General features: G+C 59.4%; 20 protein-coding genes. 9 read left to right on the top strand and 11 right to left on the bottom strand.

From position 1 onward, the window contains the following. Window positions 1–41: 41 nt before the first annotated feature. From KHO30_RS03390 to KHO30_RS03370, 5 genes are all read right to left on the bottom strand, one after another. Complete coding sequence (locus KHO30_RS03390; RefSeq protein WP_211700049.1) at window positions 42–209, bottom strand: hypothetical protein; 168 nt, start codon at window positions 207–209, stop codon at window positions 42–44. Next, on the bottom strand, window positions 196–1155 hold the full coding sequence (locus KHO30_RS03385; RefSeq protein WP_211700048.1) for a helix-turn-helix domain-containing protein: 960 nt from the start codon (window positions 1153–1155) through the stop codon (window positions 196–198). Before KHO30_RS03385 ends, KHO30_RS03390 begins: the two co-directional genes overlap by 14 nt. A gap of 289 nt (window positions 1156–1444) precedes the next feature. Then, the gene (locus tag KHO30_RS03380; protein WP_211700047.1) at window positions 1445–2119 is read right to left on the bottom strand and encodes a response regulator transcription factor; all 675 of its coding nucleotides are present in this window, start codon (window positions 2117–2119) and stop codon (window positions 1445–1447) included. After that, window positions 2109–3905 (bottom strand): PAS domain-containing sensor histidine kinase, encoded by a 1797-nt coding sequence (locus KHO30_RS03375; protein WP_244863927.1) that lies wholly within the window; start codon window positions 3903–3905, stop codon window positions 2109–2111. The genes KHO30_RS03380 and KHO30_RS03375 overlap by 11 nt, the downstream gene beginning before the upstream one ends. Window positions 3906–4158: 253 nt before the next feature. Beyond that, window positions 4159–4542, bottom strand: coding sequence for a response regulator transcription factor (locus KHO30_RS03370; RefSeq protein ID WP_211700045.1), 384 nt, complete (start codon window positions 4540–4542; stop codon window positions 4159–4161). A 500-nt stretch (window positions 4543–5042) separates the two neighbouring features. Here KHO30_RS03370 and KHO30_RS03365 point away from each other — a divergent pair, with 500 nt between their 5' ends. From KHO30_RS03365 to KHO30_RS03330, 8 genes are all read left to right on the top strand, one after another. Further along, window positions 5043–5297, top strand: coding sequence for an H-NS family nucleoid-associated regulatory protein (locus tag KHO30_RS03365; protein ID WP_211700044.1), 255 nt, complete (start codon window positions 5043–5045; stop codon window positions 5295–5297). A gap of 235 nt (window positions 5298–5532) precedes the next feature. Then, on the top strand, window positions 5533–5739 hold the full coding sequence (locus KHO30_RS03360) for a hypothetical protein (RefSeq protein WP_211700043.1): 207 nt from the start codon (window positions 5533–5535) through the stop codon (window positions 5737–5739). Between the two features lie 199 nt (window positions 5740–5938). Beyond that, on the top strand, window positions 5939–7330 hold the full coding sequence (locus KHO30_RS03355) for a cytochrome ubiquinol oxidase subunit I (RefSeq protein ID WP_211700042.1): 1392 nt from the start codon (window positions 5939–5941) through the stop codon (window positions 7328–7330). A gap of 16 nt (window positions 7331–7346) precedes the next feature. Beyond that, window positions 7347–8336, top strand: a complete 990-nt coding sequence (gene cydB / locus KHO30_RS03350; protein WP_211700041.1) for a cytochrome d ubiquinol oxidase subunit II — start codon at window positions 7347–7349, stop codon at window positions 8334–8336. A gap of 103 nt (window positions 8337–8439) precedes the next feature. Then, a complete protein-coding gene (locus KHO30_RS03345) occupies window positions 8440–9183 on the top strand; it encodes a (Fe-S)-binding protein (RefSeq protein ID WP_211700040.1) in 744 nt (247 codons plus the stop codon). Next, complete coding sequence (locus tag KHO30_RS03340; RefSeq protein WP_211700039.1) at window positions 9180–10556, top strand: lactate utilization protein B; 1377 nt, start codon at window positions 9180–9182, stop codon at window positions 10554–10556. Before KHO30_RS03345 ends, KHO30_RS03340 begins: the two co-directional genes overlap by 4 nt. Continuing rightward, on the top strand, window positions 10553–11152 hold the full coding sequence (locus tag KHO30_RS03335; RefSeq protein ID WP_211700038.1) for a LutC/YkgG family protein: 600 nt from the start codon (window positions 10553–10555) through the stop codon (window positions 11150–11152). The genes KHO30_RS03340 and KHO30_RS03335 overlap by 4 nt, the downstream gene beginning before the upstream one ends. A gap of 12 nt (window positions 11153–11164) precedes the next feature. Next, complete coding sequence (locus KHO30_RS03330; protein ID WP_211700037.1) at window positions 11165–11728, top strand: FUSC family protein; 564 nt, start codon at window positions 11165–11167, stop codon at window positions 11726–11728. 93 nt (window positions 11729–11821) lie between these two features. Here the strand turns inward: KHO30_RS03330 and KHO30_RS03325 are convergent, their stop codons facing one another. The 4 genes from KHO30_RS03325 to KHO30_RS03310 form a co-directional block, all read right to left on the bottom strand. Next, window positions 11822–12400, bottom strand: a complete 579-nt coding sequence (locus tag KHO30_RS03325) for a hypothetical protein (RefSeq protein ID WP_244863926.1) — start codon at window positions 12398–12400, stop codon at window positions 11822–11824. A gap of 172 nt (window positions 12401–12572) precedes the next feature. Next, entirely contained in the window at window positions 12573–13580 is a 1008-nt protein-coding gene (lhpH, locus tag KHO30_RS03320) for a trans-3-hydroxy-L-proline dehydratase (RefSeq protein WP_211700035.1), read from the bottom strand. Between the two features lie 313 nt (window positions 13581–13893). Then, a complete protein-coding gene (locus KHO30_RS03315; protein ID WP_211700034.1) occupies window positions 13894–14847 on the bottom strand; it encodes a PDR/VanB family oxidoreductase in 954 nt (317 codons plus the stop codon). 1 nt (window position 14848) lies between these two features. Next, window positions 14849–15898, bottom strand: a complete 1050-nt coding sequence (locus tag KHO30_RS03310) for an aromatic ring-hydroxylating dioxygenase subunit alpha (RefSeq protein WP_211700033.1) — start codon at window positions 15896–15898, stop codon at window positions 14849–14851. A gap of 100 nt (window positions 15899–15998) precedes the next feature. On the opposite strand from KHO30_RS03310, the gene KHO30_RS03305 reads away from it, so the two are divergent. Further along, on the top strand, window positions 15999–16934 hold the full coding sequence (locus KHO30_RS03305) for a LysR family transcriptional regulator (RefSeq protein WP_093634106.1): 936 nt from the start codon (window positions 15999–16001) through the stop codon (window positions 16932–16934). 206 nt (window positions 16935–17140) lie between these two features. On the opposite strand, the gene KHO30_RS03300 is transcribed toward KHO30_RS03305, so the two are convergent. Beyond that, window positions 17141–17884 carry an ABC transporter substrate-binding protein gene (locus KHO30_RS03300; protein WP_211700032.1) on the bottom strand — a complete coding sequence of 248 codons (744 nt, stop codon included), beginning with the start codon at window positions 17882–17884 and terminating at the stop codon, window positions 17141–17143. 49 nt (window positions 17885–17933) lie between these two features. Next, the gene (locus KHO30_RS03295) at window positions 17934–19280 is read right to left on the bottom strand and encodes a 2-hydroxycarboxylate transporter family protein (protein WP_093634108.1); all 1347 of its coding nucleotides are present in this window, start codon (window positions 19278–19280) and stop codon (window positions 17934–17936) included. Window positions 19281–19353: the final 73 nt, after the last annotated feature.

The following is a 19353-nucleotide window of genomic DNA, read 5'->3' as shown; positions in this document are numbered from 1 at the left end:
CTCCTGTTCAAGAGTTACCTTCGAATTGCGTTTTATTCGGTCTATCGCAGCGGGTCGCGGCATTCGCCGGCCGCTTCGCAGTGCGCATTGCCCATCACGAGGGATTCGTCGGCTTCGCTGCAGTCGTCGATAGATAGTGAATCGCCGATTTGCTTCAGAAACGCCTCACTGATCGCGAGGAACGAGTGAACCTGTTTATCGAGCGCCATTCGCTTTCATCCTCCAGCAGCAAGGCGTCTCGCCTGCAAAGCGTTTGAACACAGTCGTGAAATGCGCCTGCGAGCGAAAGCCGCAGCTCAGCGCGACATCCAAGACGTTGTGCTTCGAGTTCAGCAATAGATGCTGTGCGTGTTCGATCCGGCGGCGCAGCAGGTATTCATGCGGACGCAAACCCGTCGCGCGCCGGAATTGCGCGGCGAAATGCATGCGGGTTAGGCCGGCGCTCGCGGCAATGTCGGCGAGGCCGATCGTCTCGGATAGATGCGCGTCGATGTACTCGACCACACGGTTCATGCGCCACTGCGGCAGCGCGGCCCCTTCGCGGTTCTGCGAGTTCGGTGCCGTGAACTGATGCGCGACGATGCGCGACACGATGGCGAGACTGACGCTTTCTGTAAAGACCTTCCCCAACGCGGCGTCACAGGTCTGTGAGACGGCTAGCGCCTGACCAAGCCGATCGAGAACGGGGTCGCGGATCAGCTTCGGGTCGCCAAGCACGATGTCGCCCGCATGCGGACGTTGGAACAGATCTTCGTAGCACTCCGCGAGAACTTGCTGTGACGCGAACAGATGCAGCCCGTCGACGGACGACTCGAACACAGCGCTAACGGACACGGCGGGCGCCGTGACCTGCGCCACGCCCGCATTCACCCGCCCTTGGATGAGCCTGCGGCCCGCGTGATTGAAGGTCAGCGATGTGCATTTCAGAGCCAGGCCGATGCAGTGATCGGACTCGTTGCCGTGATTAACGACTTCGAGCGGCGTAGTGATGTTGCGCGTCCAGCGCGACACCGGCACATTGCCAGGCTGCCGGCGCGGCTGCGCGTGTGACGTGCGCCGGCAGCGCCATTGATGCTCTGCATCGATTGAGCTGGCGATGCGTTGCGGCGCGATGTCAGCACCGGTTTCAGGATACGGGAGCAGCGAGCTGGCCATGATAAGTCCGTCCGATAGAGTGATCTGCCTGCGGTAGAAACACCGGCACCGCGATGACTCAAAGTTAATCAAACGAAACTCACGCGCCTAGCCGTACATAAGGTTGCCTGCGGCGTCGAATGGGTGGGTCAACCTATATGAAGGTTTAATGCGGGCGGGAAATGCGCAGATGCAATAGCCGCGCGAGGGCGCCCGTTTGCGCATCGGGGCGTCACAGTACGAGGGATTCGAGCGAAAACGAACGGCGATGCGATTTTCGCCGTTCCGGAGGCAAAAATGCCCGCGCGGTTCAGCCGCGCTGAACGCGCGGCGGCGTACGGGTGCCTTGCGGAGATTTGACGCCGAGTGCTTCCGCCTTCAGAACGAAATCGGCAAGCGAACGCGACTCCATCTTCTTCATCGCCTGACCGCGGTGAATCTTCACCGTGATTTCACTCAGCTTCATTTCGGCGGCGATCTGCTTGTTCATCAGGCCGCTCGCGACAAAGGCCATCACTTCGCGCTCGCGCGGCGTGAGCGAAGCGTAGCAGCGGCGCAAATCCGCGACCGAGCGGTCCGCTTCACGCCGTACTTCGTCCTTGCCGAGGGCTGTCGCCACGGCGTCCAACATGTCCTGATCGCGAAATGGTTTCGCGAGAAAGTCCATCGCGCCGGCCTTCATCGCCTTGACCGACATGGCAATATCGCCGTGCGCGGTCATGAAAATAATCGGCACACGCAATTCGCCCGCCGCAATCTGTTCCTGCACGGCGAGGCCACTCTGCCCTTTGAGCCGCACATCCAGAATCAGACAACTCGGCACATCCGGCATCTGGAACGCAAGAAATTCATCTGCGGACGCGAACACTTCAACCCGGAAGCCCACCGAGCGCAACAACATACCCACCGCGTCACGCATCGACTCATCGTCGTCGACGACATAGACAATCGAGTTACTCGCGGCGTTACCCGTTTCACTGCTCATGACAGGTTCCCTCATCGAGCGGCAGAATGAACTGCAATACTGCACCGTTTCCCTCTTGCGATTCCGCCCAGATCCGGCCACCGTGCGCCTCGACAATCGAGCGGCAGATCGACAGTCCCATTCCCATGCCTTCCGCCTTCGTTGTAAAGAATGCGTTGAAAAGACGCCCGGCGTTCTCTTCGCTGATGCCCGTGCCGCAATCTTCTATGATCACCTGGGCGTGCCGCGCGTCGAAGCGGCGCGTGCGGATTCGCAGTTCCCGCGGTCGCCCCGTGATGTCCGACATCGCCTGTACGCCGTTCATCACGAGGTTAATGATGACCTGCTGCAGTTGCACACGGTCGGCACATACTGACGGCGGTGGGCACGCGTAATCGGCATCCACTTCGACACGGTGCCCATCGAGTTCACGTCGCACCAATTCGACGGATTCTCTCACTATCGCGTTCAGATCGAGTATCGCGTGACTCGGATCGCGCTTTTGCGCCATCGATCGTATCTGTCGGATCACATCACTCGCGCGCCTGGCGTCGCGAATCATCTGGTTAATCGACTGCCCGACTTCCTTCAAATCGGGCTGCGAACGGTTCAGCCAGCGCAGGCCGGCGTCGCCGCACGTGGAGATCGCCGCGAGGGGCTGCGTAACCTCGTGCGCGATCGACGCCGCCAATTCGCCGAGCATCGTCACGCGCGTCACGTGCGCGAGCTCGGCCGTCGAGCGGTCGAGCGCTTCCTGCGCCACCCGCCGTTCTGTCACGTCCATCAGCGCGCCAACGTACTCGGGATGCGCCGACTGCGGTGCTGCAAGATGCGCGACGTAATGCACGTATTTGACACTTCCATTGGGCATCGCGAGGCGATGTTCGACGTCGACGAACGGCGCGCCCGCGAGGCTCTGCTGATAAGCGTGCCTGACGAGCGCGATGTCTTCGGGATGCGAGCGCTCGAGGATCAGTTGGAGACTGGGTGTGACGTCCTTCGAATAGTCGAAGATCTGATACGTTTCGTCGGACCACCACATATCGCCGCCAGGCAGTTTCGTCGCAATGCTGCCGGTGCGGCTCAAGCGCTGCGCGTCGGACAGGAACGCTTCGCTGCGCTCGAGCGCCTGCTCTGCCTGCTTGCGGACGGTGATGTCGTTGTTGGTGGCGAGCACGGCGCGCGGCTTACCTTTCGCGTCGCGCCACAATGCCAGGCGGCTCGAAATGATGACGGTAGCGCCGTCATGGCGCACGCGCTGCAATTCGCCTTGCCAGCGGTCCGAACGCAGAATCTCCCTGCGAATCTCGCCGAGTGAGACTGACGAGCGGGTTCGCAACAACTCATGAATCGGCTGGCCAATTGCCTCGCGCGCGGTCCATCCGTAGAGTGCTTCCGCGCCGTGATTCCAGAACGTGATCAGTTCGTTCATGTCGTACACAACAATTGCGTCATGCGTCAGATCGAGCAACTGCAGCTGCTCCTGCAGCGTCGCGGTGTTCTTCTGATTGCGCAATGCCAGCACCGACGTCGTGGCGATGGCGAGCAGGCTCACGACACAGCGCGCAATCGCGCCGCCAGAGTAGTGCTCGTCATGCGACATCGCAAACGCAATCACGGTGAGTGCCACGCAGCTCCATGCGGTGAGGATCGCAGCGGGCCGGGACCCAGTCGATGCGACGAGCAGCACCACGACCACATACAGCACGGCAATCGCGATATCGAGTGGCGTGAGCGCGTCGATCAGGAATACGACGAGCGCGATAGCGGCGGCGAGAACGGACAGTACGCGCGCGTCATGCCGCATCGGTTCGCCTGCGCGTGGGCGGAATATCATGACGGCGATTGAGCGCGCCGCGCGAGAAGGAGGAAAACTAAACGGCGCGATGTTGGCATAGGCATTCGAGGCAAACGTTCGTTGACGAGTACCGGAACCCTGTCTCGTGCCGCAAAAACGGCACATTAAAGTCCGACATGCAGGACGCCGACTCATTTAGTCTGGTACTTATTTTATCCGATTCTTTCAATACCCGACTGCTAAGGCCCACTAGGAGCGGGCTTCAATGAAGCTCGCCGCCTTCGTCCTGAAGCGTTTCGAGGCAACTCGACACGGCTGCGCCATCAACGGGTTTGCTGAGTACGCATATCGCTCCGCCGTCCAGCGCCTGGCGGCGCACTGTCTCTGATACGAAAGCGGAGATAAAGATAATCGGCAGCGTAATCCCGCCGTCGAGCAGGCGCCGCTGCATCTCGAGCCCAGTCATGCCAGGCATCTGCACATCGGAGATGATGCACGCAACATCGCCGATCTGGCCGGAATCGAGGAAATCTTCGGCGGACGCAAAGAGTCGGACGTCCCAACCCAGTGAACGAACCAGGCTCGATGTGGCGATACGGACGGATTCGTCGTCGTCGATGATTGAAACTATCCGATGGGTATGCAAGCGACTTTTCCTCAGCCATACATGCGGTTACGACGGCGCGATGTTGCTTTGCCCGACGTTCAGGTGTTCCCATCCTATGGGAAAACCCCTGCCGCGAAAATCATATGTGTGTATAGGGTGAGGCCAGAGGAGTCGCAACATGGGCTGGAAAGCGGAGGGACAGACTGCCCACTCCTATCCGGCCTTACTGGACGCAGTCGCTGCGCGCCCGAGTCGTATGTCGAGTTCGCCTGCCTGCCATTGCCCATCGTGCGTATTCGAAGTTGCCTGTGCTTTCACTAAACGACGCTCAGGGCGAAGCCGCTACATTTGCGACATCGATAACGCATTCACCCGACAGGATCGTCCTGCACTGTTTCCGTGCAACGACCTCACCGGGCCGATCGAAGCGTTGACGAGCGACGTCCATGAAACGGCCGTGCGCGAACGGCATGCGAAGCCGAAAGCCGTGACCTACTCCCTTTAATCCGCGCAATAAAATTCACGCCCAGGAGCGACCTATGTCGACGTTCATTGAGCGTCTTGAAGGAGAAGCGCGAGAGCGCCTGATCTGTTGGCTCAGGCGTCGCATGATGGAATCCGAGATCACGATCGAAGCGCTGGAACACGCGCTCAATCGCGATGCCGAGGATGAACAGATGATTCGCTATCGCGATGCATATGGCAACACGTGGACAGGTCTCGGCGAGATGCCCGAGTGGCTGCGCCGCGCAGTGGCCGCCGGCCAGAGCATCGATCACTTCCGCCGCGGCTGAGCGTCCTGATGCGCCCTTCGCGTGAAGGGCATGCAATGTGGAATGGAGAGGCGATTTCAAAGGACTCTCACTGGCAAAGAATCATCGTGCGAAACAGAAAGTTGCCGTTCGTACCGGGAAACAGCAAAGCCGCACCACTGTCACGCTACGTACTGAAGCAGCCCGATGCGCGAACCTGAATCCTGCGCATATCTCACTGGGGTTTCATCTCGTCACCTGACAGCCGGAGACGTTCATGAGCAAGAGCATTACGGAAATTATCATCGGCGTCCTCAAACGCGTGGGCGTAAAACGCTGCCATGACATCGTGGGCGAGACATTCAATCTCTTTGCCGAGGCTGCAAATCGTCATTGTGCACAGGTCGTCCTGATTCCCTGTCGTCGTTGCTCAACAAGCGGCGAGCGCCAACGGTCTCGCCGGCCTGATTCCAGATTCATGTAATAGCAGTCCTTCGCCCCGCCAACTATCATCAAACGCCTGGAAGCATGAACCGTTCAATTCAATCACTGCGGCCTGGTGATTGCACTGCGGACTCGATGCGACCGTGGGCCTGATGAGCGTCCTGCCGGGCAATTCACTGCAACCGATTCAGCAACCTGTCTCGGTTGCGCAAACCAACCTCTGTCGCTAGGGGAGCGGTATGGACACCACTGCGCTCATGCTGTCGCGGTTGCAGTTCGCCTTTACGGTTTCGTTTCACATCATTTTTCCGTCTTTCACCATTGGACTGGCGGCGTGGCTGACGGTACTGGAAACGCTGCATCTGATTACCAGGCGGCCCGTGTACCGCCGCGTCTTCGACTTCTGGCTGAAGATCTTCGGGATCGCTTTCGGTATGGGCGTGGTCTCCGGAATCGTCTTGGCCTTCGAGTTCGGCACGAACTGGAGCGAACTGTCGCGTCTTTCGGGGCCGATCCAGGGACCGCTGCTGTCCTATGAGACCTTCACGGCCTTCATGCTCGAAGCGTCGTTCTTCGGCGTGCTGCTGTTCGGCAGGAATAAGGTGAAGCCGGGACTCTATCTCTTCTCGGCAGCGATGGTCACGCTCGGTACGACGCTCTCGGCATTCTGGATCATGGTGAACAACAGCTGGATGCAATATCCGGTGGGGTACACGATCCAGAACGGCGTCTACGTGCCGGACAACTGGGCGAAGATCATCTTCAGTCCGGTCGTATGGGTGCGGTTCCCTCATATGCTGCTCGCGGCCTATGTCACCGGCGCGTTCTGTGTCGCGGCAACTGGTGCGTGGTACGCGCTGCGCGGAATGTGTCTCGCGGAGGGTCGCGTGATGCTACGGATGGGCCTTTTTCTCGCCGCGATCCTGCTGCCGGTCCAGTTGCTGTTCGGCCACCTGGTGGGCGATTACGTGCACCGCTATCAGCCGATCAAGTTCGCAACGATCGAAGCACGCTGGCATGACGAACAGCCCGCGTCCGAAGTCCTGCTTGCGTGGCCCGACGCAGCACACGAAAAGAACGACTATGCGATCTCGGTGCCGGTGCTCGGCAGTCTGATTGCATCGATGAGCCTCGATTCGAAAGAGGTCGGGCTGACTGATTTCCCGCGCAGCGAGCGCCCGCCAATCGCCATTCCTTTCTTCACTTTCAGGCTCATGGTGGGGTGTGGCCTCCTCATGCTGCTGGTCGCCTGGGGTGGCACGCTTCTGTCGCTCAAGGGGCGTTTGCTGCAGCGGCGTGTGTTGTTGTGGACGGTGTTCCTGTGTTTTCCACTGCCATTCATCGCGACCCTCACGGGCTGGTTCACGGCCGAGGTAGGACGGCAACCCTGGACCGTCTACGGGTTGCTGCGCACCGCGGACGCCGTCACCCCATTCCTGACACCACGTGCTGCGGCGGGCTCGCTACTCGTGTTTTGTGCGACCTACGTCTTCATCTTCGCTTTCGGCACCTACTACATCTATAAGTTGCTGAAGGCCGGACCCACCGAGGACTCGTTGCACGCGCCGCCTGCCGCCTTGCCGAACCGTCCGCTTTCGGCGACGACGGATCTGCCGTCGACGGTCAAATAATCTCGGAGACGTTCAAATGATCCTCTACTGGTCGCTGATACTCGCCCTTAGCACGTTGTTGTACGTGTTGCTCGACGGCTTCGACCTCGGTGTGGGCATCCTGTTCGGGCTGACCCGGGACGAAACGCGACGTGCCCATATGCTGGCTGCCGTGTCACCGCTGTGGGACGGCAACGAAACCTGGCTGATCGTGGCCGGCGTGGTGTTGTGGGGTGCGTTCCCTTCGGTCTACTCGCTGCTGGTCTCCGCGTTCTATGTGCCCGTGGTCCTGATGCTCGCCGGCCTGATCTTTCGCGGCGTCGCCTTCGAGTTCCGTGGCAGGGCTCGCCGTACGCGGGCGATCTGGAACGTTGGCTTCGTGGTGGGTTCGGTTGTCGCCGCGTTCATGCAGGGCGCGATGGTCGGCGCGCTTGCCAAGGGCTTGCCGGTCGTCAACGGCCGCTTTGCAGGCGACATCATGACGTGGTGCAGCAGTTTCTCGGCACTGTGCGGCGTGGCGCTATGCGCCGGCTACGCTCTGCTGGGCGCGAGCTGGGTCATCAAGAAATGCGAGGCCGACGCGCGCGACGCTGCGTATCGTGCGATTGCGCCGTTGCTTGGGGTCGTGCTAGTTCTGCTGATTGTGCTGTTCCTTCACGCGCTTCATGAAGACCTCGCGATCATGCATCGCTGGCTCGACCGTCCCTATCTCTTTCTTGTTCCGTTGGTCGCGCTGTGCGCAATCGCAGGCACGCTGCGCGGCGTCAGACGGCGCCGGGATAACCAGCCGTTTCTCATGATCGTGCTGCTGTTCATCTGCGCGTACGCGATGCTGGCGATTTCGTTCTTACCGTACATAGTCCCGTTCTCGCTCACGATCACCCAGGCGGCGGGCCCGCATGCAAGCCTCGCTTTCATGTTCTGGGGCGCGGGGCTATTCGTCTACCCGTTGATGCTGATCTACACGCTCTACAGCTACAACGTGTTCAAAGGGAAGGTCGACCTGACTTCGGGTCACCACTACTGATGAACGCCGTGCTGACCAGATGCAGGCAAGGTGAGCTTGCCATGAGGTATTGAGATTCGACAGGTTTCGCTAATTGCAGTCATTCGTCGCCACCGGAGAAATCATGAAAGTTGCCTTGTTTGTTCCATGTTTCATCGACGCCTTCTTTCCCGATGTAGGCGTCGCAACGCTCGAACTGCTCGAGCGATTAGGGTGCAACGTGGACTTCCCGCTCGATCAGACCTGCTGCGGCCAGCCGATGGGCAATAGCGGATGCGAAAAAGACGCCGCCGCGACCGAAGCGCTGTTCGTCGAGAATTTCACCGGCTACGACTATATCGTTGCACCGAGCGGTAGCTGCGTGCACCACGTACGCGATCACTTCACGGCAATCGAACCGACCGCGGAAAGCAGGGCCGTGCGTGCCAACACGTATGAGCTCGTCGAGTTCCTGCACGACGTGTTGAAAGTCGACGCGCTTCCGTGGGCCGAGTTTCCACATAAGGTCGGCCTGCACAACAGTTGCGGAACGCTGCGAGGGTTGCGCACTGCGAAGATGTCGGAGGTTGACGAGCCGTTCTTCTCGAAACCGCTGTCACTGCTGAACAAGGTCAAGGGTATCGAGTTCGTTATGCCCGCCCGGCCTGACGAATGCTGCGGATTCGGCGGCACGTTCTGCGTGACTGAGGAGCCCGTCTCGGCGCGGATGGGCCAGGACAAGGTTCGCGATCACAAGCAGGCCGGTGCCGAATACATTGTGTCCGCCGATTCGTCGTGCCTGATGCATCAGAAAGGCTGCTCGGAACGGCTTGGCCTCGATCTGAAGTTCATCCACATCGCCCAGATCCTTAACGGAGCCCGTTCATGAAACGTGTTGACCACGTCAAGGCGTCGCGCGAGTTTATCGCCGACGAAAAGCACCTCGAGTTCCACGACAAGCGCCTGTGGAGTTTGCGAACCCTGCGCGATCAGGCCGCGCACGGTATCGAGGAATGGGAAGAACTGCGTTCGCTTGCTTCGGGCATCAAGGAACACACGCTGACGCACCTTGCCAGCTATCTCGAGGAATTCGAGCGAAATGCGACGAACAACGGCGTAATCGTGCACTGGGCAAAGGATGCAGAAGAGCACAATCGCATCGTGCACGAAATTCTCGAAAGCCACCACACGAAGACGCTCGTCAAGAGCAAGTCGATGCTCACCGAGGAGTGTGAGATGCGCGAATACCTCGAAGCACGGGGTATCACGGTCGTGGAATCTGATCTAGGCGAACGGATCCAGCAGCTCGATCACGAGCGCCCCGCACACGTCGTGGTGCCGGCGGTTCACAAGCTCGCGTCGGACGTGTCCAGAGTGTTTTCTAAAACACTCGGAACCGACCCGGCTAACAGCGATGTGCATTACCTCGCCGAAGCGCAGCGCGATGCAACGCGGCCGCTGATCCTGAACGCCGAAGCCGGAATGACCGGCTGCAATTTCGCAATCGCGGAGACGGGCGGCATTACCGTGTGCACGAACGAAGGCAATGCCGATCTGAGTGCGAACGTGCCGCCGCTGCACATTGCATCGATCGGTATCGAGAAGCTGATTCCGAAGCTCGAACACCTCGGCGTGTTCATTCGAATGCTCTCGCGCAATGCGTTGGGTGCACCGATCACGCAGTACACATCGCATTTCCGTGGTCCGCGCAAAGGCGGTGAAATGCATTTCGTGCTGGTGGACAACGGCCGTTCGGCACGGCTCGCCATGGACGACTTCTGGTACTCGCTGAAGTGCATCCGCTGTGGCGCCTGCATGAATACGTGTCCCGTCTACCGGCGCAGCAGCGGTCTGAGTTACGGCGGTGTGTATTCCGGTCCGATCGGCGCGATCATCAATCCGACTTTCGATCTGAAGAAATACAGTGCACTGCCGTTCGCTTCGACGATGAACGGCAGTTGCACGAACGTCTGCCCGGTCAAGATCAACATTCATGAGCAGATCTACAAGTGGCGCCAGATTGTCGCCGAGCAGCACGAGTTGCCATTCATCAAGAAAGAGGCGATGAAGGTCGCAGGCAAAGTGCTGGCCGAGCCGAAGCTGTACCGCGTAGCGATCAAGGCGGCGGATACGGCTGTCGCGAAGTTGCCGCGTGCCTTCATCTACAACCCATTCAATGCGTGGGGCAAGCAACGGGAAGTGCCTGATGCGCCCGAGCAAACCTTCCGTGACTGGTACCTCAAGAACAGGAAAGCAAAATGAGCAGCCGAAACGCCATTCTCGACAGTCTGCGCGCCGCGCGGCGCACGCCAGCCCCACTCCCCGAGGTGCCAATGTTCGACGCCGGTCTGCCGCCGGCGCTAGACAAGTTCAAGGAAACGCTCGCCCAGATGGGCGGCACCTGGGCGGAGATGCCCGCTGACGGCGACATCGACGCGCTGATCCGGGCGCGCTATCCGGACGCGAAGGTGATCTGCTCGGCCGTGCCCGAACTGGCCGGAACGCGACGCATCGAAGATGTTCAGGATCCGCATGAACTAAACGACGTCGATGTCGGTATCGTGCGGCCCCGCTTCGCGGTCGCCGAGACCGGGTCGATCTGGCTCAGCGAAACGCAGTATCAGGTCAATGCGCTCGGCTATCTGTCCCAGCATCTCGTAGCGTTGCTTGATCCCGCTGACATTGTCGGTAATCTGCACCACGCGTATCACCGCTGCGAATTCTTCGCTGCGAACTACGCGGTTCTGATGAGCGGACCTTCGGCGACCGCTGACATCGAGGGTGTCCTGATTCACGGCGCACAGGGGGTCCGGTCTCTCACGGTCATCCCGGCCCCACGGGTTCGGGTCTCCGGGTAAGCAGCACGAGCGATGGCTGAAACGAAAGAAACGCGAAACGAAGCACGCATCCGCGCCGCCGACGTATTGGTCGACCTGCTGAAGAGCCTGCCGTTTCGCGACCGGCTCGCCGAGGGTTGCCTAACGGCGTTGCAGGCCGTTTGCGGCGCATGTCTCGCTTACGGCATCGCCGGCGCGCTGCACACCGAGCAGGCTTTCTGGGCGGCGATTACTGCCATCGCCGTTGCACAGCACAGCTACGCGGACACTCGCAATCTGTCGCGCGACCAGTTCATCGGGGCCATGGCGGGCGGCCTGTTCGGTTTCATCGGCGCGTGTCTCGGCGCTGGCACGCACGAGATTCTGGGCTACGCAACGACAATTGCCGCGGTGATCGTAGTCTGCTGGTGCGTGAACGTGGGCAGCGCAGCGCGCCTCGGCGCTATCACCGCGACTATCGTGCTGCTGGTCCCCGCGCAAGGGCCGCTCTGGGGCGTGCCGTTGTTCCGGCTCGTGCAGGTCGTCCTGGGTACGGTGTCCACGCTGCTCGTCAGTTGGCTCTTCACTCAGATTCAGCAAAGGCTGGCGCGACGCTAGCGCTTGCTTCGGACGCCTTACACCAGGCGCTGAAGCGCGGCGCTCAAGTGCCGGGAGAGTTCATGCAGCCGCACGTGCTGCCGAAGAAGTCGGTTACTTGGGCGGCGGCAGCGAAGGATCGAGCTTCGCCGATTCCTTGACGAGCTGTTCCGTCATCGCGGCCGCGACCGGGTTCGAGCCCTTGCCAGGTTTCGAGCTGCTTTGGTCCATGGAGGCGCGAGCCGCCGACATATCCGGCGGAGGCAACGATGGATCGAGCTTCGCCGATTCCCTGACCAGTTCGTCCGTTTCCGGTGTCGCGCCTCGAGTCGTTATCGCGCGATGGTCCACGCCGTCTTGTCCACGCTGGGCGCGCTGCGCCGGAGTCACCTTCGGCGCACCCGAGTCCTGTACGTTCACCGACGCGACTGCCGTCGATGGCGCCTGCTTCGGTCGTGCTTCAGGTTTCGGTTGCGCAGTAACTTGTGCGGCGGCCGGGCCGGATGCGGGTGCTACTGCCAAAGCAGGAGCAGGAGCGGGAACCACCGGCTCCTGCGCATTGGCAGTGCTTTTTGTGATCGAACCGGACGGCTGCGATTGGTCGATGCTGCCGGCCGTCACATGATCGCCTGGGCGCGAATCGACGACGGCAGGGGGTGCGGACTCATGCATGGCGCCCGTGAGTTCTGCCATTGAGCGGCGGTCCGCCTGAAGGAGCATCAGGTACGTGACCCCTACTGCTACGAGCAGGAGCCCTCCAACGATCATCAAAATCTTTCGGGTATTCATCATACTTACTGACCGAGCCTGCAAACGACGTGAGATGGTCATGGTAAACCATCGATCGCAGCATTTGTCAGACAAATCAACGTACGAGGAATCCATACTTGAGCGGATCGCGCTCGTCGATGATCCAGTTGGCGAATCCACAAACGTAGGCTGAGCCTTCGATCTCGGGGATCACGGCGGGGAATTCACCGAGCTGCGTTTCACCGACAACACGCGCACGAAACACCGTGCCGATGATCGATTCATTCACGAGTACGTCGTCTCGCCCAATCTCGCCACGTAGATACAGTTGCGCCACGCGGCCTGCGCTGCCCGAACCCGTCGGAGAACGGTCCACTTCCCGGTCCGCGAAAATGCAGCAGTTCGCCTGAGTGGATTCGGGAAATCTCGGCGCGCCGTGAATAATGGTGCCGTAGATATGATTGATTTCCGGAATCTGCGGATGCACGAGGGAAAACGCGCGATTAGCGGCGATCTTCACTTCCGCACCGAATTGCTTGAGCGCTTCGACCGACGACTCGCGAATCGCGAGGCCGTGCGGTGTGCCGTCCGTGTAGAAATAGAATGCCCCACCGAACGCGATATCTCCCGTCACCGTTCCGTAAGTCGGCGTCTCGACGCTCACGTCGCGCTTGTAAATGAACGATGGCACGTTAATGAATCGCACACCGTTGGCGTGCATGCCGTCCCACTTGACGAATGCTTCGATAAAACCACACGGTGCGTCGATGCCGACGCGCGTCTCGGGTGATTCACGCTGCACCCAACCGAGCTCCACCGCCGCCGTCGCCAGTGCGATCACACCATGTCCGCAGTGGTCGCTATATCCTTCGTTATGCAGGAAGATGACGCCGAAATCAGCTGTGGGTGAAACGGGCGGCGTCAGATAGCCCCCGTACATATCCGCGTGTCCGCGGGGTTCGAACATCAGGGCCTGGCGAATATTGTCCGCATGTTCGCGTACCCAGGCACGGCGCTCCACGATCGAGTTGCCCTGCAGGCGGGGAAGACCCGAGGTGACGATCCGGAACGGCTCTCCGCCGGTATGGACTTCGACGGTACTGATTGTGCGAGTGACCTGCATATCCTTTATCCTCCACGTGATGTCTGCGCGCCGCTACGAACGCCATGCGGCGTACGTTATGCTGCCACGGGCTCAAGCAGTTGTCCTGCCTGTTTGACGCAGACTCCGGCCTTGATCACCATCGGGAATCCCAGTGGTGGCGGCGAGGTTAGTGCCATGAGTCGTGGTCCTCGGCCGGGCGGATGGTAGCGGGAGTATGCACTTCCTGATCCACGAAGCTGGAACCGCATGGAATCTGCAGAAAGTGTTCGTTTCGTGGTCGCGTGTCGAAGATCGCAACGCTGCACGTAATAGCGAGGTGAACGTGCAGGAACTAAAGGTCGATTACCAGTTCGTCAGATTTTGCGCGCGACACGCAGATCATCAGCGATTTGCTGGACATCTGCTCGTGTTCACTCAACACGTAGTCGCGATGCTCGACTTCGCCCGATAACACTCTCACCTCACAACTGCGGCACAGTCCTTCCCGGCAGGAAAACGGTGGGCAGACGCCGTGACGTTCGAGGCTCTCCAGAATCGACTCGCTGGGTTCGACCACGCATCGCATCCCGAGCTTTGCAAGCACGATCGTGAATGCCCGCTCGCTCCTGTCGGCGACTTGCACGGGCGATGCGGTAAACCGCTCGAAATGCAGATTCTCGCGCGGTATGCCGGACTGCTGGCCGTGATGCGATACGGCGTCCATCAGTCCACCCGGTCCGCAACAATAGACGTGCTCGCCAGGTTTTATGTCACCGATCAAGGTCTGAATGTCAGGCGTCCCACTGGCTGATTCGTCGTTGGCGTGCACATGAACCTTGCCACCGAAAGCGCGCAATTCGTCGAGGTACGCCGCACACATCCGCGACCGCACGCAATAGTGCAATTGCCAGGGTACGGCATGGCGCACACACCATCGGATCATGCTGAGGATAGGCGTGATGCCTATACCGCCTGCAATGAAACGATGAGATGTCGCCTCGCGTGACAAACCGAACAACGTGCGAGGCTCACTGATCGTGAGCAAGTCGCCTTCGCGAAGCGATGTGTGCAGATAACTCGACCCACCGCGCGATGTCGCGGAAAGCCCGACGCCCAGACGATAACGATTTGTTTCTGACGCATCGCTGCAGAGCGAATATTGTCGCGTGAGGCCGCCAGCCAGATGGACATCGATATGTGCGCCGGGCTCGAAAGGAACAAGCGACGTGCCGTCTGCTGCCCGCAGCTCGATGCCTAGTATCCCTTCCGCCTCGCGTGTCAGCCGCGTTACTTTCACCTGAATCATCTCAGGCTCCTCGCACTGCTTCCGGCATCCGCCGTTTCTCTTCTTCAAGGCGCTGATTGACTGTCCAGCGGAACTGGGACAGTGCAGCGTCGATGCCAAACGGCATCATCCTGAAGCCAGGATCCAGTGCAAGATTCTTCTGCTGCGCAGTGATGATGTCGCGGTCCTCGTCGAATGCATCGACAACCGCCTGATGGATCGCTCGCGTGACCTCGGGCTGATCAATTGCAAAGTTGTGCGGATGGCCGAAGAAGTAGTGAGTGGAGTTTTCCGTTTCGGGCGTGAGCGCCTGGCAACCACGGAATTCTGCTGCGTCGACACGTGCACCTTCTTGCGCGCCGGTACCGACCGGCGCCATGCCGGAATCCATTCGCAGAATCGCTGGAATCGTGAAATCGTAGAAATTCCAACGGTCGACCTTGCCAGGCCAGTTCTTGACGGCCGCGGCGAACGGAGGCGCATCTGTATTCAACGTCCATCGCGTGATGCGAACGCCGCCGTCGATGCGCTCAACTTTGGGCTGTACCTTGGCATAGTCTTCGGGGCCGCCTAGCGTGGTTGGATGCACGAACGGCAAATGCGAGAAGTCCAGCAGGTTGTCGCAGATCAGCAGGTAGTTCACGTTGTAGTGAATGTAGCCGGGCAAGCTGCGCCACTGCGGATCGTCGAGCCAATGGGTATCCGGAATGGTCTCTGGGTCGGCAAGCAAAGGATCGCCCATCCAGATCCAGATCCAGCGGTGCCGTTCGACAACCGGAAATGTTCGAACCTTCGCCTGCGGCGGAATGCGCTGTTGGGCAGGCGCTTCAACACAGGTTCCAGTGCTGTCGAACTTCAGACCGTGATACATGCAGCGGACGCAATCGCCTTCGCGCCGGCCAACCGACAGCGGCGCGCCGCGATGGCAGCAACGATCCTCGAGCGCAACGACACCGCCGCCTTCCTCGCGATACAGCAGAACCGGGATACCGGTAATGACGCGAGCGAACAGCGCTTCGCTTTCCACCTCATGCGACCAGGCGGCTACGTACCACGTGTTTCTGATAAACATCCTTGTCTCCATCATGTGGGTGCGGCCTATCGTTGGCACGCTTGACCTCAAGATAGATTCGGCACCATCATGCGTCAAGCCAATGGGACTAATGCAAGGAATGCACGCCGTGCATATACGTGATCTCGACCTGAATCTGCTCGTGGTGTTCGACGCGCTGCTTCGCGAACGCAGCGTGACTCGAGCGGCATCCGAAGTGGGGCTGTCACAGGGCGCTATGAGCCATGCGTTGAATCGCTTGCGAGCGTTTTTTGAGGACCCTCTATTCGTCAAGACGCCATCGGGCATGGAGCCGACGCCGAAAGCAACCATGCTTGGCGTTTCGATCGTTGAAGTCATGACGACCTTGCGTCAGGACGTCGTCTCGCAGGCGCGCTTTGATCCCTCGACGGCGCGGCGCACCTTCGTACTTTGCATGACGGACATGGGCGAACTGGTATTTCTGCCACCGCTCATCCGGCGGTTGCGAGAGGAGGCGCCAAACTGCACGCTGCGATCCGTGCAAGTTCCGATCGAACAGATCGAGGGGTTGCTTGCGTCTGGAGAAGTGGATCTCGCGTTGGGGTCGATCCGTGCCGCGCCTGATGATCTCTACCAGCAACAACTCTTCTTGCACTCTTTCGTGACGATGGTGAGCGTGCGAAACAAGCTAATCGGCGAATCGATTACGCGTGAACAGTTCGAAACGATGCCGCAGATTGTCGTTTCCCTGACTGGGCGCGCGGGTGCGGCTTATGACAGCGCGTTCGACGAGTACGGCATCAATCGAAATGTTTATCTGACCACACCGCACTTCCTGGTCGTGCCACTACTGATCGACGAACATCCCGAACTGATCGCCACGGTGCCACTGGAGCTTGGGAATGTCTTCGCCAAACTCGGGACCGTCAAGATTGTTCCGCCGCCGGTGCCGCTTCCACCGTTTGCGCTTCGCCAGCTCTGGCATCCTCGATTTCACGACGAACCAGCGAACATCTGGCTTCGACAACTTATCAAGCGTACGTTTGAGCACTATCCGGACTTACCGGCGAGATAGTGACTGGCTGGGGACGCGGGTATTCATGATTATTGTTGATACCGGATTGCATGGACGGAACGCTCTTGGTCCATCGACGCGATGTCAGCGGCTGTCAACAGTTGGCCTTTCCCTAAAGCGGCCATTCATGCGCTGCGGTCCAGCATCTACTCGGATGCTTTCCGAGCCCTCGACCCTTTCCAGAAGGAAGATCGCACACCGCGCGGTCATCCTTTTGAGGACAAAGGCGCAACCAGCGCGCCCTTGGCGCCATGAGTGCAAATGGCATTGGCCACGAAGCCGCTTTCAATCATTGTGCGCAAGAACGCGCTTAGAAACTCTGCACCAGCGGGACGCCCCTTTGGTATGCCCATCGCTTGCTCAATGACCATGAAACGGCCTTCCAGCAATCGCAGCCCGGTCACTCTTTCGGCATCGCTCATTAGCTGCTGCTTCACTCCGGCAGCAACGCCATAGACGTCGGCAAGCATCATGTCCACAACGCCAGGCGATGTCGGTGACCTGACGAGCGTTGCTTTCGTCATGGTCCGCGTCAAGAACAGGTCATAAGCGCTACCCCTGCCGACGACGACCGTGTTCCAGGATTGATCCACTTCATCGTTCGACCTGATTGGCGAGTCCTCGCGCACGAGGTAAGCCCCTTCGATGATGATGTGCGGGAAGGTTTGCTCAATGCCCTTGCCCCGTATCGGGTCTCGCGCGACGAATGCAACGTCCCACTCGTTCTGCTCAAGAGCGGCTACTACCTTGCCTGCCGCGTCGTACGGGACTAAATCAACCGGCACACCTAGCTGCCTGGCGAGTGCTCGGGCTAGATCGACGGAGATACCCTGGGGTTCGTGGGTAGCGGCGTCCTTGTTCGCCAGGATGGGATTGCCGTAGTTAATTGCGGCACGCAGGCGACCGTTCGGTGCCAGATCGGCCAACACGTCTTGAGTAACAGGAATCATGGTCGAGGAAAGTAGTGTCTTGAAGGTGAAAGCGCCATCAGCAACTCGATCAGTGCAGCCTTGACAGTACAAGCAGCGTTACAGTGACTGTCAGCGCGCCTCCAATCCGCGTCGCGATCTGTGCAAAAGGCATCAAAGCCATCCGGTTGCACGCCGTCAGGATCGCTACGTCGCCAGTACCACCCTGTCCGCTGTGGCAGGCGTTGACGATCGCTGCATCGATCGGATACATCCCGAGCTTTTTCCCTACTACGAAGCCGGTGGCCATCAAGGTTGCGACCGTACAGACAATCGTGATTACGTTCGGCACGTTAATCGCGGCCATCAATTTGTCCCATGGTGTCATCGCAGTGCCGATCGCGAACAGCAATGGATAGGTCACTGCTGTCGAAAAGAACTGGTAGACGATGCGGGCACCGCCTTGCAGATTCGGAGACACGAAGCGCCCGATCTTGATAAAGACCGCCACGAACAGCATCGCAACAGGCGCAGGCAAACCCAGCAGGCGATGACACAACAGCCCCACCAGGTAGAGCGATATCGCAGTGATCGCTGCCGCCGCGACGGTGTTGACATCCGGCGCACTAGGAATCTCTTCTTTCGGAGCATCGCTATGTCGATCCGCCTCGGGCTGGAGCATGCCGTTGCCAGTCAGGTGCGGCTTTTTTTCACCGAGCCAGCTCAGCAGACCGGAGAACAGGATCGCGGAAAGACTGCCGATCATCACTGACGGCAACACCTGGGCGAACACCGGACCCTGCGCGACGTTCAGGATTTCGGAGTAGCCCATTGACAGCGGTATTGCACCTTCGCCGACACCGCCAGCCATAATGGGGACAACGATGTATAGCAGTGTGTGCTGTGTACCGAGACCCAATGCAGTACCTACTGCCGTTCCTACGATGCCGGCCATCACGGACCCCGTTGCCAGCGGGACAAAGATCTTCACAAAGCCACGGATCAACACATACCGATCCATGCTGAAAATACTGCCAACAATGATCGATGCAATGAACAGATACATGAAATTGCTGACGTTGGTGAACGTAGTCACCATGGTCAGCAGTTTGACCGGAAGCAGATGGTGAAACGCAAGCGCTGAGGGCAGGAATGTCGCCACGATTGCTCCCGCGCCGATCTTCCGGAAGAACGGCAGGCGCTTGCCAATTTCCGCGCACGTGAAACCACATACAACAAGTACCGCGATTGCCATCGAGATCTCGCCGGGAACCTTCCCCGTAACCACGAACGCGATAATCAGACCGACCAGAAGTACGTAAATAGGCAAAGGAATGATGCCGACGCGCAGCTCCACGATGGCCCACCATCCGTTCGGCCAGAATGGAACGCGCTCTGCTTTCCGAGCTTCCATCGACAATTCACCATTGCGTTCCATGCGGTGTCTCCGTAGTCATACTAAGTATGGATCGGTCTTATGCGCCGATTCGTTAATGTGGACATTGCGGGCG

Source organism: Paraburkholderia aspalathi (assembly GCF_905220735.1).
Taxonomy (GTDB): domain Bacteria; phylum Pseudomonadota; class Gammaproteobacteria; order Burkholderiales; family Burkholderiaceae; genus Paraburkholderia; species Paraburkholderia aspalathi.
This window is presented reverse-complemented; position numbering and strand designations above follow the sequence as displayed.